We start from the raw sequence: 22,169 nt of genomic DNA, 5'->3' as shown, positions 1-22,169 counted from the left end.
CTGGGCTTTCAGTTTTCTGCCGAGAGGAGCCCCGTGTCGATCGAGGTGGTGCAATTTTCCACCTCGACGTGTGCTTTCGGCTATTGAGGCCGGCCCCTCGCGCTCTTAAGCTCGTGGATGTCACGGTTACAGTGCTCGAAGGTGAGACAGCCCGCGAACAGCCGAATACGCAGCGCGGACTTCAACATCGACGTTGACTTCGGCATACATCGATGCGCCTTCACCTCAGAATTGCTTCCACGGTCGAAGCCGAGGAGCAGGAAGGAAGATTTCATGTGAATCAGCAGAATATGCGCGGCGTCTTCGCCGTGCCGACGACCCCGTACCGTGCAGACGGCAGACAGAACATCGAACAGAGCGCTGCCGGAGTCGAGAACGCGCTGAACGCAGGAGTGAGCGGAATTCTGTGCCTCGGGGCCACCGGTGAAGCCCTGGCCCTGAGCGCAGAAGAATGTGAGGCCCGGGTGCGCGCTGTCGTCGACGCTGCCGCCGACCGGGCCCAGGTGGTCGTCGGCTGCATGGCCTACACACCGGCAGAGATGAGCGACCTCATTGCGAAGACGAAGAAGTGGGGAGCCGATTCGGCAATGATCACTCCTCCGTTCTACGGTGGACTGGAACCTGATACGGCGGTTGCCGCACTCCATTCGGTCATGTCGATTTCCGAACTGCCGGTGATGGTCTACAACAACCCGCATTCGACAGGGGTCGACCTGTTGCCGCAGCATCTCGGCACCTTTCTGGACACCGGCAGCTTCTGGAGCGTGAAGGAAACCTCCGGAGCCGCGACTCGAATCCGCGAGCTGCGCGGGGAACTGGGCGACGACGTCGAGGTGTTCGTCGGCGCAGACGGCATCGCGTTCGAAGGATTCACCCAGGGAGCCAGCGGTTGGGTCGCCGCCTCCGCCTGGCTCCTGCCGCAGCAGTGCCAGCAGCTGTGGGAGTTCTCGAACGAGGGCAGATGGGCCGAGGCCGTGGAACTGTGGAATCGTCTGGCCGGTCCACTGGGACAGATCGAGGGCAGCCCTGCCTTCATCTCCCTCATCAAACAGACGTTGAGCCGCCGAGGTGCTGAGCAGGGGCCCGTTCGGGCACCACTGCCCACCGCATCCCCCGACACCGTCGAGGCGCTGCTGACTTCGATCGCGGACTTGGAGAAGGAGACCGCACATGTCTGAGCAGGGCGAAGTCGCCGTCACCCGCATCCTCGAGGGCAACCTCGGCGTGCATATGAACGGCCGCAGTCTCCCCGGCGAGGGTCCGCGCCTCGACCTCCTCTCGCCGATGACCGGCACTCCGTTGGGGTCGCTGTCGGAGGCCTCGACCGATCAGCTCGACGCCGCGGTCGGGCACGCCTGGCAGGCGTTCGCGTCCGGTGATTGAGCCCGCGACGCCGGGCACAGGGCGGACGTTCTTCGTCGACTGGCCGCCCTCGTCGACGCGGATGCGGAGGTCATCGCTCACCTCGATGCCGTCGAGGCGGGAAAGGTGTTCGCCGGAAGCGTCGCTGAGGATGTTCCGGACGTCGTGGCGAACCTTCGCTTCTTCGCCGATCTGCTCGCCCGCGAGGAGGGGCGCTTCCTCCAGGACGATTCCGGCTGGGGGTGGGTCAGAAAGGTGCCTGTCGGCGTCGTCGGCGTGGTGCTGCCGTGGAACTTCCCCATCGCGATGCTCGGCTGGAAGGTCGCTCCCGCTCTGGCCGCCGGCAATGCGCTCGTGCTCAAACCCTCCGAGGACTCCGTGCTCAGCGCCCTGCACTTCGCACATCTGGCCACCGAGGCGGGTGTGCCCGAGGGGATCGTCAACGTGCTCACAGGCACAGGTCCGAGCATCGGCCGGGCGATGGGTCTCCACCCGGGGATCGACGTCCTCACCTTCACCGGCTCCGGACCAACTGGCCGATCCTTCCTCGAGTCCTCGGCACGATCGAACCTCAAGAAGGTCTCCCTCGAACTCGGGGGACGGGCTGGCTACATCGTCGACAGTGAGCACGCCTCGGACTATACGACCATTGCCGCTGACATCGTCGGGGCCGCCTTCGGGCAGAGCGGACAGAACTGCACGGCCTCATCGCGGACGATATTCATCGGCGACGAGACCGAGTACGACCGTTTCAGTCAGGCCCTGGTCGCAGCGGCAGGCTCGATCACCGTCGGCGATCCCTTCACCGACGGGGTCGACATGGGGCCGGTGATCAACTCCAAGGCCCACCAGCGAATCATCTCGTGGATCGACGAGGCCATCGCGAAGGGCGCCAAGGTCGTCAACGATCGGGTCGAGGTTCCCACCGAGGGCTATTGGGTCCCGCCGACCATTCTCGAAGGAGTGCCCGGTGACAGTGAACTCGGTCGGGGTGAGATCTTCGGTCCGGTCACCCAGCTGCTGCGCATGTCGTCGCGGGAGGAAGCCGTCAGCGCCATCAACGATGAGCCCTACGGCCTTGCCTCGACGGTGTGGTGTGAGGACCTGTCCACTGTCAAATGGTGGGCAGACCGGATCCGGGTGGGGACACTGGCGATCAACGGCTACAGCGAGGGAACGGTTGCGACCCCCTTCGGAGGAATGCGCGAATCCGGGTTCTGGGGCCGAGACAACGGACCGGAGGCCCTCGGGACCTATCAGGAGTCGATGAGCGTGTGGATTGCGCAGAGCTGAGGGCGACCCCAGCGCGTCGAGCACAGACCCGAGTCACCCGGTAGAGTCGCAGAAGGAGATGTATCGGGGAGGAGCGTTGGCATGAAGGCAGACGCGGAAGATGTCAGATACTTCCACGTGGTGGCCAACGCCGGCACCCTCGCCCGGGCCGGAGCCGAACTCGGTGTTGATCATACGACCCTCAGCCGGAGGATCCAGCGTCTTGAGCACGCTCTCGGCATGCGGCTGTTCACACGCACTCGGATCGGGTGGGAGTTGAATGCCAACGGTGAGAACCTGCTGCCGGCGGCGCGAACTCTCGCGCTCGGCTATGACGTGTTCACCGATGGCGACCCGACTCAGATCGGCCCCGAGGAGTGGACCGTGCTCACGTCCGACGGGTTCGCCTCGACGATTCTCGCCCCGCGGTGCGGGCCGCTTCTGGCTGACGGTCGGGCCATTCTCCGCATCGTCTCTGCGCCCTCCTTGGCCTCTCGGGACGGGGTCTCATACGATGTCGCGGTGGTGCGCTCGCGCCCCTCGGCGCCGTCGGTGCGCTCGAAGCTGCTGGCCCGATACGAGATCGGTCTGTTCGCAACCGAAGAGTATATGGACAGTCACCGGCCCATTCGCGATCTCACCGATCTGGAGGACCACGTCATCAGCTGGTACTCCGATGATCCTATGGCAGGGATCCCCGAGTACGACACCCTGCGGAAGAAGATGCCGAGGTCGATTCGCCTGCAGTCGAACAGTCTCAACGTCCACGAACAGGCGGCTCTGGCGGGAGTGGGCCTGGCGGTGATGCCGACCTATACTGCCGCTCGCCATGCAGAGCTCGTCCGCGTGCTGCCCGACGATGTGAGCTTCCACGGCAGTTATTGGACCGTGCTGCCGGCCGCACAGCTGCGCTGGCAAGTCACCGACAGGGTCATCGCATTCCTCCACGACGCTGTCCGTGACGCCGGGCTCACCGTCCCCGGGGAGTGAACAGTTACGTCGGAGACGGGCGCAGTCGGGAACTGGCGCGCACCCGGACTATTATGGGCTCATGAGCACAGCAGAGGCGGATCTTGAGACAGAGGTTCGGCGTCTGCGCATCCGCATCATCGGTCTCAACCCTCGTCAGCTCGCCGAGGCGGGCCCGAATTCTCCCCAAACAGGAGCTGGCATGTTGTCCCGTCGAGACACCATCGCCGAGGCGCTCGCCCAGTTCTCGTCCATCGGCTCCGGTGGCCGTCCGGTCCCGGACCTGGGCGATCAGAGCCTGGCAGACCAGGTCGTCGTCCTCATCGAAGACGGGATGGCGTCATCAGCGGACCTGCCGGAAACACAACGGCAGGAAAGTCTGGAGCTGCTGCTCGACGCCGCAATCAGACTGCGCCGAAGCCTCGCCTAAGATCATCTGCACGCTGACGCCGGCGAGGGAGGATAATCGAGAACACCATCCGCTGCCCCGAGAAGGTGTCACACTCACGATGACCGATCGCCGTCCACTGCTCTTCACGCTCGCCGGCATTGTCGCGACCCTCGTCTACTTCGGTGCCGCCGAGTTCATCGCCGGTGCCTTCTCCGCCGCCTCGGCGCCTCTGCTTATTCTGGGGCAGACGATCATCCCACTCGTGCCCACCGCGATGATCAAGGCCGCAATCAGCGTCTTCGGCACCAACGACAAACTCGCACTCGTCATCACCCTCGTCATCGTCGGAGCCGTCCTCGGGGGCGTGATCGGACGAATCGGGCTGAACCGGCGAACCTTGTCATTCGTCCTCCTCATCGGTCTCGGCATCCTGCCCGTGGTTCTGCTGCTGAGCACGGGCGGAACGATCCTCGACTCGATCCCGGCACTCGGGGGAGTGGCCCTGGGATGCGGGGCCTACATGGGGCTGATCCGCCTCGGCGAGGGCGCCCAAGCACCAGCCGGACGCTCAACCAGGTCCGATCAGCGCATCGGCGCCGATCAAAGTCTCGCGACCGATCAACGTCTCGGCACCGACCGACGGGCCTTCTTCGGCCTCGCCGCCGGACTGAGCGCGGTCGGCGTCGCCGCCATCGCCGCGGGACAATCCGCATCGATCCTGGCGAGGAATGCGGCAGGAGCGGTGACGAAACTCGTGCTCCCACCCCCGGCCACCTCGGCGCCGGAGATCCCAGCGGGAGCCGACCTGGGCATCGACGGGCTCGCCCCGATCATGACTGACAACGAGGACTTCTACCGCATCGACACCGCACTCATCCCTCCTGCCGTCGACGCGTCCTCCTGGTCGCTGCGCATCCACGGAATGGTCGACGAGGAAGTGACGATCACCATGGCCGAGCTGCTCGACCTGCCCCTGGAGGAGCACCGCGTGAGCCTGACGTGCGTGTCGAACGAGGTCGGCGGGGATCTCGTCGGCAACGCCACCTGGCTGGGCTACCCCGTCCGCGAGCTGCTCAAACGCGCCGCCCCGACAAGCGACGCGGACATGGTGCTCTCCACATCCGACGACGGCTTCACCGCCTCGACACCGCTCGAGGTTCTCACCGACGACCGGGCGTCCCTGTTGGCGGTCGGCATGAACGGCGAGCCGCTGCCCCGCGACCACGGCTTCCCCGCCCGACTCGTCGTCCCCGGCCTCTACGGCTTCGTCTCGGCGACGAAATGGGTCACCGAGCTCGAAGTCACCCGCTTCTCTGACAAGGACGCCTATTGGACGAAGCGCGGTTGGGCCACGCACGGACCGATCCTCGTGGCCTCGCGCGTCGACGTTCCCCGTGCCGGTGTCCACGTCAGCCCGAACGAGGACGGCCAGATCGTCACCGCCGGAATGGCCTGGGCCCAGCACGTCGGCATCGCCGAGGTGCGAGTCCGGATCGATACCGGCGACTGGCACACAGCCGACCTGAGCGAAGAACTCAACACCGACACCTGGCGCCAGTGGCGGTGTGCCTTCGACGACCTCGAACCCGGTACGCACACGGTGACGGTCAGGGCAGTCGACGAAGACGGCAACGTCCAGATCTCCGAACGCCGCCCGGCGATCCCCGGCAGCGCCACCGGACTCCACGAACGCCAATTCGTCGTCGACTGAGCACAGCAGACTGAGATCCAGACGACTGAACACCATCGACTCCGGAGCGTGAACACCGTGTGAGCCATCTGAGGAAACGTTGTATGGTCGCCTGTAGCACCGTGTCCGGTTCCGGCGTCGGCTGAGCTGCTTCAGCAGCCGCACGTCGCCGTTGCACACGCTCCGGTGAGTTCTGTTCAGCGACACAACGAGGTGGTCTCAATGTTCGGCCTACCGACGGCAACTGTCGTCATCATCTTCGGCATCCCCGCGATTTGGGTGATCTACACTCTCATCTTCGTCTACCTCTCCCGCGGTTGGAAGGCCGAAGACGTCGCCGAAGATCAAGAGCACACTGCCCGCAATTCCCGCGGCGGAAACACACCCAACGGTCCGTCCACCTCGGCGAATCATGAACGACGCCCGGGCAGCGAGAACGGGGGACTGGCATGAACATTGAAACGTGGTTCCTCGTCATCTACTTCATCGCCATGGCCGGCATCGGCGTGTGGACGCTCAAGATCGGCACCAAGGGCAGCGAGGGCTTCCTGCTGGGCGGACGCAGCCTGGGACCGGCCGTGACGGCATTGCGTCTGCAGAGTTCGTCGATGTCGGGCTACATGTTCTTAGGCGCCGGCTCCCTGGCCTACACCAAGGGCTACTTCTCGCTCTGGTATGCGATGGGCGACATCGGCGGCGGCGTGCTCAACCTGTCCATCCTCGGACGACGGATGCGCAAACTCTCACAGATCCTGGGCTCCCTGACCTCGATCGAATACCTCGAACACCGGTACCCGTCGAGGTGGATCCGCGCCATCGCCGCTCCCGTCGCCGTGGTCTGCATCTTCTTCTACGTGATGACGCAGTTCATCGCCGGTGGACGCGGTCTCGAGATGGTCACCGGCATCCCCTACGCTTGGGCGCTGCTCATCGCGGTCGGCGTCATCGTCTTCTACACCTTCCTCGGCGGATATCTGGCCGTGGCCTACACCGACTTCGTGCAGGCCATCATCATGCTCATCGGGATGGTCTGGATCCTCATCGGCACCCTGCAGGCGATCGGCGGGTGGACCGCAGGAAACGAAGCAGTCGGTCAGATCAACCCGAACCTGCTCACCATGTGGGGTCCCGAAGGCATCGACTCGGTGCAGTGGGGCGTGATCATCGGTGCCGTGCTCGTGTTCTCCATCGGCTACATGGGCTGGCCCCACGTCAACGTCAGCCACATGGCGATGAAGCGACCCTCGGTCGCGCGCACGGCGAGCATGTACGCCACCGGCTTCAACCTCCTGTTCATCCCCGCGCCCTACATCGTGGGCATCATGGCACTCATCATCCTGCCCAACCTCGACAACCCCGAACTGGCTGTCTTCGAGGTCGCCGCCACCGTCCTGCCCAACTTCGCCGTGGGCATCGTCATGGCCGGCATCATGGCCGCGATCATGTCGACTGCCGATGCGCTGCTGCTGCAGTCGGGCACGATCGCCAGCCAGGATCTGTTCCAACGCTTCATCAAGAAGGACATGACCGACAGTCAGTCCGTGTGGGTCTCCCGGTTCACCGTCCTCATCCTCGCCGTCATCGGTTACTGGGTGGCCGTGAACGACCCGCCTTCCGTCGCCGAGGTGGCCATCTTCGCCACGACCGTCCTCGGTGCCGCGTTCGTTCCCGTCTATGTCGCCGCTGCGTGGTGGAAGAAGGCGAACGTGCCCGGCGCGATCACGTCCATGATCCTCGGCACCGTGTCGTCTGTGGGCTGGCAGCTGGCCGGTCTCGTCGACGTCACCGGCGTCGACCCGATGGGTGTGGGCATCGTCTGCTCAACCCTGGCCCTCATCGTCGTGTCTCTGGCCACGCAGAAGTCGCATCCGGTTCCGGAACATGTCATCGCAGCGATGCACGAGACCGACAAGATCGGCGCCATTCCGGCTCATATGCTCACCGGCCAGAACGATGCGCTGGGCGGACAGGTGCCCAAGGATGCGTGAACATTCGGAATCTGACGCAACGGGTGGAGCGGGACGCCCTGCTGAACCCGATCAGAGTGCGCCCCCCGGTCGGGGCCCCGCGACCGGAAAGGTGGCCCCGGAATCGGCGCTGAAGCTGGCACCGAACATCACCGCCGCCGAGGCGCTCGCCGTCTTCCGGCGCAAGCTGCCCGGCGCGGAGGCCGAGGTTCGAGAGGCGCTCCACCCGTTCTGGTGGACCGTGCTCAGCGCCCGGACCCGCAGCCTTTTCCGTCGCTCCCCGAAGCCAACAGCGGCGGGATCGCAGTCGGTGGACCCGACGGCGGGGCAGCTGATGAACGTCCTCGTCAATGCCTATTCGGGCAAGGGCTTCATCGCCGATTTCGATCCTCGTGGCGAAGCCGTGACCGTCGATGAGTGGCTCGACGCGTTCGAGTCCTCTGACCAGGCCGGTCCACAGCCGGGACCGGGGGACGTGCGGCGCACAGCCCGTTCGCTGGTGCGCACGAAAGTCGTCAAGACGGTGAAGCTGGGCATGGGCCTGAGCATCACCGAGGCAGCCGCGCCCAGTGGGATCCTCAAACCCAACTGGGTGGTCACCGGGGCCAACGACAGATTCTCGTCCACGATCCTCGTCGACGGTCTCGATTCCTCCCACTACATCGTGCGGGTGGCGAAACTCTAGGCGCTCACTCTTCAGCCCCAGTTCTTGGCGTCGGAGATGCAGAACGGGTGGCCCGCCGGGTCGAGAAGCACGATCCAGGTCTCGCCCGGTTGGGGATCGGCACGTTCGGCACCGAGCTCCACACACCTGGCAGCAGCGGCTTCCACATCGTCAGCAGCGAGGTCGAGATGGAACTGTTTGTGACCGTCATCGGGCCAGTCAGGTCGCTTGTAGTCCGGAATCGTGCCGATACCCAATGCATGGCTGGGGCCGGTGAGCATGGCGTAGTTCTCGTCCGAATATGCCACCGGCCAGTCCAGGACCTTTGAGTAGAAGTCGCCGAGTGCGGCGGCGTCCGGGGCATCGAGCGTGACCATGGCCAGGTTCGCGACGGGCGCCGCATCGGCAACGGTGGAAGGGGTAGGGGCTTCGTTCATCTGTGTGTCAGTCATGTCTGTCATTCTTGTTCCATGGACGATGTCGTCGATAGGAAAAACCCGCCACGAAGGGCTGCTCCTCCCGAGCATTTCTTCGGCCGCGTGCTCAAACCCGCGGAGCTGCTCGACCATGCACGCTATTCGGTGCCGATGACTGTGGCCGAGGAGCTGCGTCCCTGGGTGCGACGCTACTGGGCGGTGACCTGGGACCTGCCGGACGGCAAGCGTTATCACACGGCGACCGTATCGGAACCGGGAATCAACCTCACCGTCGAGTTCGGCGACATCTATCGGGCGAACACGAGCGGAGCCGGGACGTGGCTGACCGGCCCGGTGACCACTCGTCGATTCGACGTGGGTCTGTACGGTCGGGGCGGCGTCATCGGTGTCAATTTCCACCTCGGCGGCACACTGGCGTTCGCGCACGAACCGCCGTCACTGATTCGGGACACAACTGTGCCGGCCGGTGGCTGGTTTTCGGGGATCGATGAGGAGTTGGGCCTCAATGAGCAGCTTGCTGTCGACGAGGTCCGGGAGACTGACCTGCGCTCGGCCGCGAAGGTGCTCGAGTCCTGGCTGCTCTCCCGGCACCCGAGGATGACCGAGGGCCATGCCCGGTTCGCACAGGTGCTGGATCTCCTCGATGACCCGAGCATCATCAGCCTCGGCGAGCTGTCATCGCGTTGCGAAATGAGCGAACGATCCCTGCAGCGGATGTTCCGCGAATACTGCGGTGTGGGGGTCAAGAGGATCCTTACCCGTGCGCGGGTCCGCGATGCGGTGGCGGCGATCGATCAGGGATGGGATCGGTCGTTTGCTGAGCTCGCAGCGATGTTCGGGTGGTTCGACCAATCGCACTTCACGGCCGATTTCCACCGCGTCACCGGATACACCCCGACCGAATACCTCGGCGCCGACGAGAGGAGCAGCCCGCCACATCTCTGAATCCGCAAGGAGCGCTCGGTCAGCGGCGTGACATGGTCGGTCAGCGGCGCTTGGCGATGCCGATTCCGGTGTAGCCGAGGATGATCGCGAAGGCGAAGCCGACATAGCAGAACACTGCCCACGGGGCGTAGTCGAGGACGGAGACGCCCAGAACTCCGGCCATGTAGACGCCTGCCGAGGACCAGGGGATGAGCGGAACGACGACGGTGCCGGAGTCCTCGAGCGTGCGGGAAAGGTTCTTGGCATCCAGGCCACGATCGGCGTAGGCCTTCTTGAACAGTTCGCCCGGGACGATGATCGACAGATAGGAGTTGCCGGTCACGACGGCCATCGTGATGCATGAGAGCACCGTGGAGAGGACGAGATCTCCTGTGCGCTTCACGAACTTCAGCAGCGATCGGATGATGGTCTCGAGAGCACCGGACTTGGACATGATGCCGGCGAAGGCGAAGGCACTGAACGCAATGAGGATGACACCGGTCATCGACGCCATCCCACCCTGCGTGACCAGTTCCGTGACGTCGGGATCGAGACCGTCGATGGTTTCCTCACCGACCTCGAGCATGTCAGGGGTGAATCCGTCGACGGTCGAGGCGAAGATCGATTCGAGGCTGACCTTCTGGAAGATTGCGGCGAGGATGCCGGCCACCAGAGAGGAGCCGATGATCGTCGGCAGGGTCGGGAGCTTGAGGATCGCTCCGCCCAAGACGATGAGCATCGGCAGCAGCAGAAGCACGTTGAAGTCGAAGAGGCTGCTCAGCGTCCCCGTGACAGCATCGATCCGCTCCGAATCGGTCCCACCCGAGGGCTGGTTGACGCCGACGAACAGGTAGATCGCCAGCGCCACGATCGTAGCCGGGAGCGTGGTGTAGAGCATGTGTCGAATGTGCTCCCACAGGGTGGTGCCGGCCGCGATCGGTGCCAGGTTCGTCGTATCCGACAGCGGCGATAGCTTGTCCCCGAAATAGGCGCCGGCGACGATGGCGCCGGCCGTGGCAGCCAGCGGTGCGTCGAGCCCAGTGGCGATTCCCATGAGGGCGACTCCCACGGTTCCGGCCGAGCCCCACGACGTTCCGGTGATGACCGAGACGATCGCGGAGATGACGAAGGCGATGAGGACGATGAACTGTGCGCTGATGAACCCGAGCCCGTAGTAGATCATCATCGGAATGGTGCCGGCGATCATCCATGTGCCGATGAGGATGCCGATCGAGATGAGCACGAGCAGAGCCGGCATCGCCGTGTCGAGCTTCTCTCTGATGCCCAGCAGCATCTCTTCCCAGGTCAGCCCCATCCGCAGTGCCACCAGGCCGGCGATGATCGCTGAGAGGATCAGCAGCGGTTCGGGTGCGAGACCGAGGACGCCGTAGCCCACCGCCAGCAGGACGAGCATCGCAGCCAGTGGAACGAGCGACCAGCCCAAGGGCGGGCGCCTCTGCTCGACGTCGTCAGTGGCCGTTGTCGTGTCGTGCTCGTCGCTCATTCGAAAGTGCCTCGGATCTGCGGTTCGCCGTTGCGGACGATTTCGCCTCCCTGGGCAAAGGCGAGCGCAATGGTGTGCTGGTCATCGGTGAGGAGGATGTCGGCATCGGCACCGGGTCGGAGGCGTCCCTTGTGCCCGAGCCCGAGAGCATCTGCCGTATTGGACGTGACGAGGGAAATGGCCTGGGACAGGTCGAGACCAGGGATATCGGCACACGCCCACACCTGTTCGTACAGAGTCGTCTGCTTGGCCACTTCCATGCCGATGAGCCGCCCATCGGAGTCGAACTCCGGCAGGCTGCCGTTGGCATCGGAGGAGAGCGTCAGCCGGCTGAGATCCCCGCCGAGGCGGATGTAGTCTCTCAGCGAATCCGTCGTTGCGGACGACGCAGTCATATCGACCGTGGCACCTTTGGCCGCCAGGTCCACCGCGTCGGCCAGGAGCTCGGGGGACCGGGTGATGTGGGTGGCGTAGATGGCCTGCGGCGCGATCGGGTACTCGTCGAGGAGCCGATGCAGCGGGGCAAGGCGAGTCGAGTACGGCCCGACGTGGAAGTGGGTGATGCCCGCCTTGCCGGACAGCAGCCCGCCGACATGAGCCTGGCTGACGAGCTCGGCCAGCGCCTCGACGGTGGGTTGGAATGAACGCCTGTCGGAGATCGCGACCTCTCCGACGCCGATGACTTTGTCGATGAGGACGACGTCGTCGACGACAGCGCCGGTCAGGGTTCGTGCCGGGACCTGATAGCTGCCCGTGTAGATGTAGGTGGAGATGCCCTCCGCCTCGAGGCCTCTGGCCTTGGCGAGGAGATCGGCGTGACTGCGGGTCACTCCGTCGGTGCCCAGACAGCCGATGACAGTGGTCACCCCGGAGCGCACGATGTCGCTGACCAGGATCTCGGGGGTGCGATTGGCATACCCGCCTTCGCCTCCGCCACCGGCGATGTGGACATGCGGGTCGATGAACCCTGGAATCGCCGTCAGCCCCTCGGCATCGATGACGGCGGCGTTGGGAAGTCCGTGGATCGCCTCGGCGGGTAGGTCACCGATGAAGGTGATCTGCTGCCCCTCGATGAGGATGTCCTGCTTCCCGAGCCGTTCCGGGGCACAGATATCGGCCCCGCGCAGCAATGTCACCATGGTCTGTCTCCTCCTCGCAACTTTCCTTGCAAAGGTTACCCCGGAATGATCCCCTTGCCATCGACCCGAGGGATGGCGCTCAGCAGCTTCTTCGTGTAGGGATGCTGGGGATCGTTCCAGATCTGTTCGGTCGAGCCGACTTCGACGACCCCACCTGCCTCCATGACTGCCACCCGATCGGCGATCTCATGGACGATGGAGAGATCGTGACTGATGAAAATCATCGACGCGCCCGATTCGATGGCCAGGTCTCTCATCATCGTGGCGATTCTGGCCTGGAGGAAGGCATCGAGCGAGGCGATCGGCTCGTCTCCCACGAGCACCTTGGGCCCGGCGGCGAGCGCGCGGGCGATGGCGATGCGCTGTCGTTGGCCGCCGGAGAACGAATGGGAGAACCTCCCGGCGGCATCGAGGGGCAGGTCGACCGCCTCGAGGAGGGAGTCGACCGTCCACGTCTGGTCCGGGTCGAGGGCGAGGGCATCGGTGAGCTGATCTCTGATGCGCCTGCGTGGGTTCAGGGATGCGTAGGGGTTTTGGAACACCATCTGGATCCCCAGCAGCTCATCGGGGCGGCGGCCCAGACCGAGTGGCTTCACCGGGTGCGAATCGAAGGTGATGCGTCCAGCGGCAGGCTTCTCGAGTCCGCAGATGAGTTTGGCCAGCGTCGACTTTCCGCAGCCTGATTCGCCGACGAGTCCGAGCACCTCGGACCGGCCCAGCTGCAGGGATACGTCGCTGACGGCGCGGAAGCGTCCGCCTCCGTCGAGCTTGTACTCGCAGGCGACGTTGTCGAGTTCGAGCAGCGGCTGCGCGGGCGTTCGGGTGTCGTCCTTCGTTGTCGTCATCGGGGTGAGACCTCCGCTCCGGGCAGTGATTCGATGAGCGATCGGGTGTATTCGTGCTGGGGTGCTGTGATCAGCGGCTCCCGATCGCCGGTCTCGACCACCAGCCCGCTCTCCATCACGACGATGGTGTCGGCCACCGAGGACAGAACCCCGAAGTCGTGAGTGACCAGCAGGACGGCGAGGTTGAGATCATCGCAGAGCTCACGCAGCAGACGCAGGATCCCCGCCTGCACGGTGACGTCGAGGGCCGTCGTCGGTTCGTCGGCGATGAGGACCTTCGGTTCGCAGATGATCGCCGAGGCGAAGGCGATGCGCTGCAGCTGCCCGCCCGAGAACTGGTGAGGGTACTTCGAGACCGCCTCCTCCGGGTGGGGCACCTTCGTCTGCCCGAGGATCCTGATGGCCTGACGCAGGGCCTCCTTCTTCGAGACCTTCCGGTGGTGTCGGAGGTGGTCGGTGATCTGGTCGCCGATCGAGAGCATGGGGTGGAAGGCCGAGGACGGATCCTGGAACACCATCGCCAGCTGCCGACCGCGCAGCCGATTGTGCTTCTTCGACGGCAGCCCGACGAGTTCGGTGCCGGCGAAGTCGATGCTGCCCGACAGCGTCGACCGATCCGGTGACAGACCCATGATGGCCAACCCGGTCTGGGTCTTGCCGGAGCCCGATGCCCCGGCGACACCGGTGATCTTCCCGGCTTCGAGATCGAAGGACACGTCGCGAAGAATGTGCTTCTCCTCCGACCCGGTCGTCACGCTCAGGTTGAGATCGCGAATGCTGATGACGCTCATTTGGTTGTCTCTCCCACTTCCTGCGCGGTGTGCGGATCGAGTGTGTCCCGCAGACTGTCTCCGATGAAATTGAAGGCCACGACGATGGTGAGGATGCACAGGCCGGGGAAGAACGCGATCCACCATGCGGAGAACTGGGAGACGCCCTCACTGATCATCGCGCCCCAATCGGGAGTCGGAGGAACGACGCCCAGGGACAGGAACGACAGCCCGGCCATCGTCAAGATCGCGGTGCCCACATCCAAGGTGGCCAGGACGACGATGGGCGAGACGACGTTGGGAGCGATCTCACGCAGCAGCGACTTGCCGGCGCTGAAGCCGAGCAGCCGACCGGCGATGACGTATTCGCTGCTGCGCGCCGTCATCACCAGTGACCTGGTGACGCGTGCATAGGAGGGCCACGACACGAGGAGGATGGCGATGATCGCGTTCTTCAGCCCGGGGCCGAGAGCGGCTGCGATCACCATGGCGAGGATGATCGTGGGGAAGGCGAAGACGAGATCGGCGATGCGCATGATGATCTCATCGACGAAGCGTCCGAAGTAGCCGGCGATGGCACCGAGCACGGACCCCATCACCGCGGAGCAGAGAACAACGAAGACCGCTGCCGGAAGAGTCGTGCGTGCGGCCACGACGATGCGGGAGAAGACGTCGCGTCCGAGGGTGTCGGTGCCGAGTATGTTCTGGCCATCGGGGGCAACCAGTCGGCCGAAGTTCTGGGCCAGCGGGTCGAAGGGCGCCAGCAGCGGCGCGAAGAGGGCCACGAGCAGCCAGATGAGCAGGATGGCGGCCCCGACGAAGCCGAGCGGCGTGCGCAGTGCCTTCGGGAATCTCAGTCTCCACCGTTTGATACCGGCGTCGACGGGATTGCGGTCGAGCGCCTCGGCGCCGGTGGAATCGGCATTCGTCGGTGGCTGTTTGGGTGAACTGATGCTCATCGCACCCTCACTCTCGGATCCACGAAGCCGTAGATCAGGTCGACGACGAAATTGACGATGATGTACACGATTCCGATGACCAGACCCACACCCATGATGACGGGCAAGTCGAGCGTCGTCGCGCCCCGGTAGGCATACTGCCCGAGGCCGTTCCAGGCGAAGACGGTCTCCGTGAGCACCGCCCCGGACAGCAGCGACCCGAAGGCCAGACCCACGACCGTGATGATCGGAACCAGAGCGCCGCGGAAGATGTACTTGAACACGACCGTGCGCGGGGCCAGCCCCTTCGCCTTGGCCGCCGTGACGTAGTCGAGTTTGATGATGTCGAGCACGCTCGAGCGGCTGAATCGCGTCAGCAGCCCGATCGTGAACAGCGCCAGAACACAGGAGGGGAGGATCAGATGGCCGAGAGCATTGGTGAAGGTCGCCATCTGACCGGCCAGGAGGGAATCGACCGTGTACAGGCCCGTCACCCGGGGCGGCGGCGTCATCCAGGGGTCGAGCCGACCGGCCCCGCCGACGAGTCTGAGTTTGAAGAAGAAGACGAAGTAGCCGACCGCAGCGATCCAGAACGTCGGGGCCGAGATGCCGATCAGGCTCAGTGTCCGGATGGCGTGGTCGACGATCGTGTTCTGCTTGAGCGCACTGAGCAGACCCAGCAGCAGACCGATGATCACGGATAGGAGGATCGCTCCGATGCCGAGTTCGATCGACGCGGGGAAGACCTGCCCGATCGACTCCAGCACCGGAACCCGCGTCTGGTTGGACACACCCAGGTCACCCTGGAGCAGATTGCCCAGATAGGTGAAGTACTGGACGATCAGCGGCTGATCCAAACCGAGTCGCTCACGTGTCTGGGCCACGATCTCAGGGTCCGCGGCGGCACGATCTCCCAGGATGGCGGCGACCGGGTCTGTCGGAACCAGGTTCGTCATCAGGAACGTCACGACGGTCACGCCCCAGATCAGGAGGATGCTGATTCCGATCCGCACCAGGATGAATCGCAGGAGCGGGTGGATCTTCGGTGGCCTGAGGTTCTTCTGCTGATCGGTGGCCGAAACCGACATCCTCACTCAGCTTTCGCGAAGTCGAATGTGACGTCGGCGTTGGAGACATACGATTCGATGCGATTGCTCACGACCACCGTGCTCACCGGCTGGACCAGGGGCACCCAGATGCCGGTCTCCGTGGTCGCCTGGAACAGCTCCGCGTAGGCGGGACCGCGGTCGTCGCCTTCGGCCTTGGTAGCGGCCGCGGCCAGTTTGTCGATCTCGGGGTTGTCTCCCTCGGCCCAATTGACACGTTCGGCGACGCTGCCTCCGGGAACGAAGACGTTGTAGTTCGATGGGTCGGGGTAGTCGGCGCCCCAGGTGCCGATTCCCATGGGCTGCTCTGCAGCCCGGAAGCCGTCGAGCTGGGTGGCGCTCGGTGCCGGCTTCAGCGAGAGCTTGATGCCTGCCTCTTTGAGCTGGGCCTGAATCGTCTGCGCCAACTGGGCGATGTCCATGCCGTTGACCGCCTGGTCGCTGGCGTAGTGGAAGGGCACGGCCTCGCCGTCGTAGCCGGCCTTGTCCAACAGCTTCTTCGCTCTGTCCAAGTCACGGTCCGGTGCTTGGTCCTTGGGTACGGCACCGTTGAACTCATTCGGAACCGGGCTGGCCATGCGCTGACCGTTCTCACCGGCCAGGTCGAGGATCTTCTCGTAGTCCAGCGCCGAGGCGACGGCCTTCCTGAAGTTGGGATCGGCCGTGGGGCCGCCGATCTCCTCATCGGTGTTGTTGAAGATGTAGATGCTGCGCGTCGACGGCAGGGACGAGATCTGGACCGCGTTCTTGTCGAGGGTCTCCACCTGGTCCGAGCTGAGATCGAAGGACACATCTGCCTGGCCCGATTGGATGTCGGTGACCTGAGTTTCGGCGGAGACATTGCGCAGGACGACCTTGGAGAACTTCGGCGCCGGGCCGTTGTAGTGCTCGTTGGCCGTGAGTACAACCTTGCTGTCGGCGTCGTAGGTCTCGACCTTGTACGGGCCCGATCCCTGTGAATTCTGGTTGAGGAACTGCTCGGCGCCGTCGTTCTCATCGGTGGTGCCCTCGTTCTCCTTGACGACCTTGGCGTTCACGATGCCGATCGAGGAGTTGGGCAGAATGTAGGGAAGCGCAGGGTTGGGGTTCTTGCTGATCAGTTCGATGGTCTCATCGTCGACCTTCTTCACCGTGACACCGTCGAGGAAGAAGGACGGATTGCCTTCGATGCCCTGCAGACGTTTGAAGGAGAAGACGATGTCGTCGACTGTGACGGGATCTCCGTTGGAGAACTTCGCATCCTTCTGCTTAAGCGTGAGGGTCATCTTCTTGTCGTTGTCCGACATCTCGTACGAGCACAGGCCGTCGGTCGGTTTGGTCAGGTCGCCGTCTTCGAATTCGAGGGCCGTCTGATAGATCGCATTGTCGATCGTCGAGCCGGTGAACTCGAACTGACGGTGGGGATCGATCGTCTTGAGATTGAAGGCGGTCTCAGCGACGATCGCGTCACCCGCCCCTCCGCCCTCCGAGTCTCCTCCGCTGCAGGCGGCCAGACCGAATGTGAGAGCAAGGGCAGAACCGATCGCGAGCGCTCGGCGGGGGAGGCGGATCTTCATGTGAGCTTCCTTACAGTAGGTGTTGTAGATCACACTAAGTCTCAATCAGCGCCCGTTCAATCAGCCATGCCACAACGCTGAGTGTTTTCCGGTGTGGCATTCTGCCAATGTCTCACCAGGTGGGAGCCTTGACGCTGGTGGGAGCGGCCCCGAGTCCACCGCAGCCACTATTGAGGCAACTGGCAATTCCCGTTGGGGAACCCTGCGGAGCGCCTTGAGGTATTTGCGTGCCAAACATGCACAGGTGCGTCATGTGTGCTCTACTCCCACACGTTTGGCAAGCGGATGCCGGCAAGCGCACCGCCGCAGCGCCGCAGCCCCCTGCCACTCAGGCCCGAGAGCGCGCCAGCAGGTACACGAAGTACGGGGCGCCGATGAGTGCGACGATGAGGCCGGCAGGGATCTGCGCAGGAGCGATGATCGTGCGGCCCAGGGCATCGGCGACCACGAGGCCCAGAGCCCCGAGGAGCATGGCCGTCGGGATCACTCGGGCATGCCGGCTGCCGACGAGGGCGCGAGCGGCGTGTGGGGCGACGAGGCCGATGAATCCGACTACGCCGACCGCGGAGACACTGACTGCGGCGAGCACTGCGGCGGTGATGAGCACACCCAGACGCACAGGTTCACGCGGGACTCCGACCAACCTCGGCGTATCGTCGTCGAGGGCCAGCAGATCCAGCTCGCGCGTCCACACGATGGCCAGGGGAATCGCGGCCAGCAGGACGAGGGCCACGGGCGCGACATGAGCCCAGACCCGGCCGTAGGTGGAACCGGAGAGCCAGGTGAAGAGGGCCGGTGTGTCCCACGGGTTCGCGCGGATGAGGAACAGAGTGGTCAGCGCAGTGAAGCCGAACCACATGCCGATGCCGATGAGCACGAGTCGGTCGGTGTTCATCCCGCCGCGCCACGAGAGACCGTAGACGATGGCGAAGGCGACGAGAGCACCCACAACTCCGACGCTCGAGATCAGGACGACGGTGGCACCGGGAACCAGGGTGACGACGATGACTGCGCCCAGCCCGGCACCGCCGGTGATGCCCAGCAGGCCCGGCTCGGCCAGTGGGTTGCGGGCGCTGGCTTGGACGAATGTCCCCGACAGCCCGAGTGCAGCACCAGCCGCCAACGCGGCGGCCACACGCGGGGCCCGGGAGTCGAAGGCGAAGGAGATGACCGGTGCCGCCTGGTCCTGGACCCACAGCACGACATCGCCGAGGAGGTAGAACCGTTCACCCGTGAGCAGACCGAGGATCGCCACGACGATGAGCAGCACCGCGGCGAACGCGATGATGAGGCCGGCGCGACGAGGTCCGTGCACACTCGACCGAGCAGCCGACGTCGCCTGCGCGGGCCCCGACGACCGCATGGACCGTGCCAGCAGGACGAGCACGACTGCGCCGAGGACCGTCGTCGTCACACCCGAGGGCAGGGTGATCGCCTCGTTGGCTCCGACGATGGCACGCAGCAGCGCATCGGCGAGGATGACGATGATCGCGCCGATGAGGGCCGTGGCCGGAATCAGCACCGCATGCTTGCCCAGCACCGGGACCAGGCGGGCGAGCAGTCGGGCGATGACCGGGGCGCAGAGTCCCACGAACCCGATCGGCCCGGCCAGGGTCACGGCCGTGGCGGTGAGGATGACGGCGAGCAGAATCCCGACCGCCCGGGTCGAGCGGATCGGCACACCGAGGACGGAGGCGGCATCATCGCCGAGGCTGAGAAGGTCAAGGCGTCGTGAGAGGGCGATGGCGGCGGCGATGATGATGACGATGACAGGAATGCTGCGGACTGCTGCTGTCCCATCGAGTTGGTTGAGGGTGCCCGAGCCCCAAGAATAGAGGCTCGTCGTCTCCTCGGCGAAGAGGATGAGCAGCGTCGACGTCCCCGCCTGCAGTGCCAGAGCCGTCGCGGTCCCGGCGAGCACGAGGCGAGTCGTCGACGACGCCGCACCACCGGCCAGCCCGAGGACGAGAGCCGCGGCGAGGAGACCCCCGATGAAGGCGACGCCTCCGGAGGCCCACATCGGAATCGCAAGCCCGAAGGCCGTGACCACGGTGACCGCGAAGTACGAACCGCCCGTGACGGCAAGGGTGTCCGGGGAGGCCAGCGGATTGCGGGCCAAGGATTGGAACAGCGCTCCGGCCACGCCGAGGGCGACGCCGACGAGTATCCCCGCACCCACGCGCGGAAGCCGGGATCCGAGGAGGATGTCACGCGCACTCGGACCCACCTCGGCGGGAGAGCCGGCGGTCCCGGTCAGGTCCGCGAACAGGTCCTTGAAACCGATCCCCGAGGTGCCCTGTGTGATGTGCCAGGCCGAGAGCAGCGCGAGGACGAGGACCAGACCGAGGAGGACACCGGTGGCCGAGAGAGCCCCGATGGCCCCGACTCCTCGCGCGGGGGCAGCACCTGTCCGTTCGGTGGGGCCATCCGCCGAGGTGGTGGGCAGCGTCGTGGGTGCGGTCATGGACTACTTGGTCAGTGCGTCGACGTAGGCGTCGAGGGCCTGCTCGGAGGATTTGGGTCCGCCGAAGGTCCAGATGCCGGAGGGGAACGCATGGGTGCGCTCGTCCTTGACGGCGGGGATGTTCGACCAGATGTCGTTCTTCTTCAGCAGGTCGACGAAGTCCTCGGACTCGGGATCGTCGGTTCCGGTGTAGAAGAAGTTCGCGTCGCCGACCTTCGAAATGCCTTCGATGTCGGTCTGTCCCAAACCGTAGTCAGGATCGACTTCACCGGTCCAGACGTTCTTCAGGCCCAGCTCCTCGCCCAGTTCGCCGAAGAGGGATCCCTGACCGAAGGGACGCAGGGCCACGTTCGAGCCGTTGACCCAACCGTCGAAGTAGACGAATTCCTTAGTCTCGAGGTCGGCGGATTCGATCGCCTTCTTCGACTCCTCGACCTTGGCATCGAAGTCGTCGAGGACACTGTCGGCGCGCTCGCCGCGGCCGGTCACCTCGGCGAGGGTGGAGAAGGTGTCCTTCATATAGCCGATCGGATCCTTGCCGTCGGCCCCGGTCATCGCCATCACGGGGATGCCCTGGTCCTCGAGCTGCCCGACGATCTTGTCATCGCGGGAGGTTGTCTCGATGATGACGAGATCGGGGTTCGCCGAGAGGATCGATTCCACGTTGGGCTCCTGGCGGGTGCCGACGTCCGCGGTGTCCTCGGGCAGCTTCTCCGCCGTGTCCCAGGTGGTGAAGCCCTGTGCATCCGCCACTGCGGCCGGGGCGACGCACAGGGAGAGCAGGTCCTCGGTGTACTGCCATTCGAGTGAGACGACCTTGGTCGCCGGTTTGTCGAGTGCGATCTCGTGCCCGGTGTCGTCCGTGACGGAGACCGGATCTGTCGAGGTGCTGCTCGAGTCCTCGGCGCAGTCTCCGGAGGACGACGTGTTGCCCTCCGCCGAGGCATCGGTGGAGGTGGTGCCGCAGGCGGACAGGGTCAGAGCGCAGGCCACAGAGACGGAGGCAAGGACGAATTTGGGAGTGCGCGGACGAGTTCGGGGCAGTGCTGAAAGGGACATGGCTACTTTCTGAGCGTGGATTCGACAGTGATGCTGCTGGTGGTGCTGCGGGTGCGGCTCGGATGGTCAGACCGCTCGCGCGAGTTGCGCGGAGGCTCGGGCCGGGCGACGACGGCGGGACAGAGCCTCGATCCGGACCAATCCTGTGTCGTCGTCCAAGCGCGTGGTGATCGGCAGCCCGTAGACCTCGGTGAGCACCTCGGGGGTGAAGACCTCTTCGCAGGTGCCTGCTGAGCGGACCCGGCCTTGCTTGAGCAGGACGATGTCGTCGGCAACGGCGGCCGCGTGGTTGAGGTCGTGGAGGACGACTCCGACAGCCGTTCCGTGGTCGTCGGCCAGATCGCGCATGAGGTCGAGGATCTCGACCTGGTAGCGCAGATCCAGGTGATTCGTAGGCTCGTCGAGCAGCAGGATCCCGGTCTCCTGGGCCAGGCAGGTAGCCAACCACACGCGCTGGAGTTCGCCGCCGGAGAGCTGGTCGACGGAGCGGTCGGCCATCCGTGCGGTTCCGGTCAGTTCCAGGGCCTTGTCGATCGCTGCCCTGTCGGGGTCGGTGAGTGAGGCGAACCGGCGACGGTGCGGATGGCGGCCGTAGGCGACGATCTCGCGCACGCTCAGCCCTGAAGGATGCGGCCGCGACTGGGAGAGCAGTGTGACCGTGCGGGCGAACTCTCGTGCCGACATCGCTCTGGCCGAGGTGGCCGGGGCGGCTGGGTTAGCCGGGGCGGCGGATCCTGTGGTTGTGATGGTGACGTCACCGGAGCCGATCGGGTGCAGACGTGCCAGGGATCGCAGCACGGTCGATTTGCCGCTGCCGTTGGGACCGATGAGTGCGGTGACGCGCCCAGGGGCGATGGTCAGCGACACATCATGGACGACCGGTGTGCGCTCGTATCCCAGGTGCAGGCCCGAGGCATGCAGAGTCGTCATGTTCGCGTCTCGGCCAAGTGTGTGGACAGAATCATAGTCACCCATGAACCATAGCCTAACCTAAGTTAGGGTCGCCTCGCACCGGCCGTCCTTGCGAGAACCGCTTGGCGAACGTGCTCAGGTGCGTCATCTGTGCGCTACCTCCACACGTTTGGCCAGCGGGTGGTCGCACTCCTTTCATG

The 22,169-nt window shown here is 64.8% G+C and carries 20 protein-coding genes and 1 pseudogene; 10 read left to right on the top strand and 11 right to left on the bottom strand.

All coding sequences use genetic code 11. From position 1 onward, the window contains the following. The first annotated feature begins 275 nt into the window (after positions 1-275). The 9 genes and pseudogenes from BLT92_RS02360 to BLT92_RS02320 all read left to right on the top strand — a co-directional run bounded on the left by BLT92_RS02360 (position 276) and on the right by BLT92_RS02320 (position 8,336). Positions 276-1,178, top strand: coding sequence for a dihydrodipicolinate synthase family protein (locus tag BLT92_RS02360; protein WP_231938980.1), 903 nt, complete (start codon positions 276-278; stop codon positions 1,176-1,178). Further along, complete coding sequence (locus BLT92_RS02355; RefSeq protein WP_092102730.1) at positions 1,171-1,383, top strand: hypothetical protein; 213 nt, start codon at positions 1,171-1,173, stop codon at positions 1,381-1,383. The genes BLT92_RS02360 and BLT92_RS02355 overlap by 8 nt, the downstream gene beginning before the upstream one ends. A 21-nt stretch (positions 1,384-1,404) precedes the next feature. Then, positions 1,405-2,655: pseudogene (locus tag BLT92_RS02350) on the top strand (aldehyde dehydrogenase family protein); the annotation flags it as partial. An 81-nt stretch (positions 2,656-2,736) separates the two neighbouring features. Beyond that, the gene (locus BLT92_RS02345; RefSeq protein WP_092102724.1) at positions 2,737-3,624 is read left to right on the top strand and encodes a LysR family transcriptional regulator; all 888 of its coding nucleotides are present in this window, start codon (positions 2,737-2,739) and stop codon (positions 3,622-3,624) included. Positions 3,625-3,685: 61 nt separating this feature from the next. Then, positions 3,686-4,033 (top strand): hypothetical protein, encoded by a 348-nt coding sequence (locus tag BLT92_RS02340; RefSeq protein WP_092102721.1) that lies wholly within the window; start codon positions 3,686-3,688, stop codon positions 4,031-4,033. 79 nt (positions 4,034-4,112) lie between these two features. Beyond that, positions 4,113-5,705 (top strand): molybdopterin-dependent oxidoreductase, encoded by a 1,593-nt coding sequence (locus tag BLT92_RS02335; protein ID WP_092102717.1) that lies wholly within the window; start codon positions 4,113-4,115, stop codon positions 5,703-5,705. A gap of 201 nt (positions 5,706-5,906) precedes the next feature. After that, entirely contained in the window at positions 5,907-6,137 is a 231-nt protein-coding gene (locus BLT92_RS02330) for a hypothetical protein (RefSeq protein WP_092102714.1), read from the top strand. Then, positions 6,134-7,672 (top strand): sodium/proline symporter, encoded by a 1,539-nt coding sequence (locus BLT92_RS02325; RefSeq protein WP_092102711.1) that lies wholly within the window; start codon positions 6,134-6,136, stop codon positions 7,670-7,672. The genes BLT92_RS02330 and BLT92_RS02325 overlap by 4 nt, the downstream gene beginning before the upstream one ends. Beyond that, positions 7,665-8,336, top strand: a complete 672-nt coding sequence (locus BLT92_RS02320; RefSeq protein ID WP_092102708.1) for a hypothetical protein — start codon at positions 7,665-7,667, stop codon at positions 8,334-8,336. The genes BLT92_RS02325 and BLT92_RS02320 overlap by 8 nt, the downstream gene beginning before the upstream one ends. An 11-nt stretch (positions 8,337-8,347) precedes the next feature. On the opposite strand, the gene BLT92_RS02315 is transcribed toward BLT92_RS02320, so the two are convergent. Beyond that, positions 8,348-8,767, bottom strand: a complete 420-nt coding sequence (locus tag BLT92_RS02315) for a VOC family protein (RefSeq protein WP_092108696.1) — start codon at positions 8,765-8,767, stop codon at positions 8,348-8,350. Positions 8,768-8,785: 18 nt separating this feature from the next. Here BLT92_RS02315 and BLT92_RS02310 point away from each other — a divergent pair, with 18 nt between their 5' ends. After that, entirely contained in the window at positions 8,786-9,697 is a 912-nt protein-coding gene (locus BLT92_RS02310; protein WP_092102705.1) for a helix-turn-helix transcriptional regulator, read from the top strand. A 40-nt stretch (positions 9,698-9,737) separates the two neighbouring features. On the opposite strand, the gene nhaC is transcribed toward BLT92_RS02310, so the two are convergent. From nhaC to BLT92_RS02260, 10 genes are all read right to left on the bottom strand, one after another. After that, positions 9,738-11,180, bottom strand: a complete 1,443-nt coding sequence (nhaC, locus tag BLT92_RS02305; protein ID WP_092102702.1) for a Na+/H+ antiporter NhaC — start codon at positions 11,178-11,180, stop codon at positions 9,738-9,740. Further along, positions 11,177-12,319, bottom strand: coding sequence for a beta-aspartyl-peptidase (gene iadA, locus BLT92_RS02300; RefSeq protein WP_092102699.1), 1,143 nt, complete (start codon positions 12,317-12,319; stop codon positions 11,177-11,179). Before iadA ends, nhaC begins: the two co-directional genes overlap by 4 nt. Before the next feature lie 35 nt (positions 12,320-12,354). Continuing rightward, on the bottom strand, positions 12,355-13,164 hold the full coding sequence (locus BLT92_RS02295) for an ABC transporter ATP-binding protein (RefSeq protein ID WP_092102696.1): 810 nt from the start codon (positions 13,162-13,164) through the stop codon (positions 12,355-12,357). Continuing rightward, positions 13,161-13,955 (bottom strand): ABC transporter ATP-binding protein, encoded by a 795-nt coding sequence (locus BLT92_RS02290; RefSeq protein WP_092102693.1) that lies wholly within the window; start codon positions 13,953-13,955, stop codon positions 13,161-13,163. Before BLT92_RS02290 ends, BLT92_RS02295 begins: the two co-directional genes overlap by 4 nt. Continuing rightward, complete coding sequence (locus BLT92_RS02285; protein ID WP_092102691.1) at positions 13,952-14,893, bottom strand: ABC transporter permease; 942 nt, start codon at positions 14,891-14,893, stop codon at positions 13,952-13,954. The genes BLT92_RS02290 and BLT92_RS02285 overlap by 4 nt, the downstream gene beginning before the upstream one ends. Next, on the bottom strand, positions 14,890-15,960 hold the full coding sequence (locus BLT92_RS02280) for an ABC transporter permease (RefSeq protein WP_092102689.1): 1,071 nt from the start codon (positions 15,958-15,960) through the stop codon (positions 14,890-14,892). The genes BLT92_RS02285 and BLT92_RS02280 overlap by 4 nt, the downstream gene beginning before the upstream one ends. 2 nt (positions 15,961-15,962) lie before the next feature. Further along, on the bottom strand, positions 15,963-17,534 hold the full coding sequence (locus BLT92_RS02275) for an ABC transporter substrate-binding protein (RefSeq protein ID WP_092102686.1): 1,572 nt from the start codon (positions 17,532-17,534) through the stop codon (positions 15,963-15,965). Positions 17,535-17,862: 328 nt separating this feature from the next. Beyond that, on the bottom strand, positions 17,863-19,998 hold the full coding sequence (locus BLT92_RS02270; RefSeq protein WP_092102684.1) for an iron ABC transporter permease: 2,136 nt from the start codon (positions 19,996-19,998) through the stop codon (positions 17,863-17,865). Positions 19,999-20,001: 3 nt separating this feature from the next. Next, the gene (locus BLT92_RS02265) at positions 20,002-21,057 is read right to left on the bottom strand and encodes an ABC transporter substrate-binding protein (RefSeq protein WP_092102681.1); all 1,056 of its coding nucleotides are present in this window, start codon (positions 21,055-21,057) and stop codon (positions 20,002-20,004) included. 66 nt (positions 21,058-21,123) lie between these two features. Then, a complete protein-coding gene (locus BLT92_RS02260) occupies positions 21,124-22,032 on the bottom strand; it encodes an ABC transporter ATP-binding protein (protein ID WP_331712224.1) in 909 nt (302 codons plus the stop codon). Positions 22,033-22,169: the final 137 nt, after the last annotated feature.

It is taken from the genome of Brevibacterium picturae (assembly GCF_900105045.1).
GTDB lineage: Bacteria > Actinomycetota > Actinomycetes > Actinomycetales > Brevibacteriaceae > Brevibacterium > Brevibacterium picturae.
This window is presented reverse-complemented; position numbering and strand designations above follow the sequence as displayed.

Coding starts and splice junctions, on each gene's coding strand:
- BLT92_RS02275 (WP_092102686.1), bottom strand. CDS start 17,534: ATGAAGATCCGCCTCCCCCGCCGAGCGCTCGCGATCGGTTCTGCCCTT.
- BLT92_RS02285 (WP_092102691.1), bottom strand. CDS start 14,893: ATGAGCATCAGTTCACCCAAACAGCCACCGACGAATGCCGATTCCACC.
- BLT92_RS02290 (WP_092102693.1), bottom strand. CDS start 13,955: ATGAGCGTCATCAGCATTCGCGATCTCAACCTGAGCGTGACGACCGGG.
- BLT92_RS02310 (WP_092102705.1), top strand. CDS start 8,786: ATGGACGATGTCGTCGATAGGAAAAACCCGCCACGAAGGGCTGCTCCT.
- BLT92_RS02295 (WP_092102696.1), bottom strand. CDS start 13,164: ATGACGACAACGAAGGACGACACCCGAACGCCCGCGCAGCCGCTGCTC.
- BLT92_RS02355 (WP_092102730.1), top strand. CDS start 1,171: ATGTCTGAGCAGGGCGAAGTCGCCGTCACCCGCATCCTCGAGGGCAAC.
- BLT92_RS02265 (WP_092102681.1), bottom strand. CDS start 21,057: ATGTCCCTTTCAGCACTGCCCCGAACTCGTCCGCGCACTCCCAAATTC.
- BLT92_RS02260 (WP_331712224.1), bottom strand. CDS start 22,032: ATGGGTGACTATGATTCTGTCCACACACTTGGCCGAGACGCGAACATG.
- BLT92_RS02330 (WP_092102714.1), top strand. CDS start 5,907: ATGTTCGGCCTACCGACGGCAACTGTCGTCATCATCTTCGGCATCCCC.
- nhaC (WP_092102702.1), bottom strand. CDS start 11,180: ATGAGCGACGAGCACGACACGACAACGGCCACTGACGACGTCGAGCAG.
- BLT92_RS02325 (WP_092102711.1), top strand. CDS start 6,134: ATGAACATTGAAACGTGGTTCCTCGTCATCTACTTCATCGCCATGGCC.
- BLT92_RS02340 (WP_092102721.1), top strand. CDS start 3,686: ATGAGCACAGCAGAGGCGGATCTTGAGACAGAGGTTCGGCGTCTGCGC.
- BLT92_RS02335 (WP_092102717.1), top strand. CDS start 4,113: ATGACCGATCGCCGTCCACTGCTCTTCACGCTCGCCGGCATTGTCGCG.
- BLT92_RS02270 (WP_092102684.1), bottom strand. CDS start 19,998: ATGACCGCACCCACGACGCTGCCCACCACCTCGGCGGATGGCCCCACC.
- iadA (WP_092102699.1), bottom strand. CDS start 12,319: ATGGTGACATTGCTGCGCGGGGCCGATATCTGTGCCCCGGAACGGCTC.
- BLT92_RS02320 (WP_092102708.1), top strand. CDS start 7,665: ATGCGTGAACATTCGGAATCTGACGCAACGGGTGGAGCGGGACGCCCT.
- BLT92_RS02280 (WP_092102689.1), bottom strand. CDS start 15,960: ATGTCGGTTTCGGCCACCGATCAGCAGAAGAACCTCAGGCCACCGAAG.
- BLT92_RS02345 (WP_092102724.1), top strand. CDS start 2,737: ATGAAGGCAGACGCGGAAGATGTCAGATACTTCCACGTGGTGGCCAAC.
- BLT92_RS02315 (WP_092108696.1), bottom strand. CDS start 8,767: ATGACTGACACACAGATGAACGAAGCCCCTACCCCTTCCACCGTTGCC.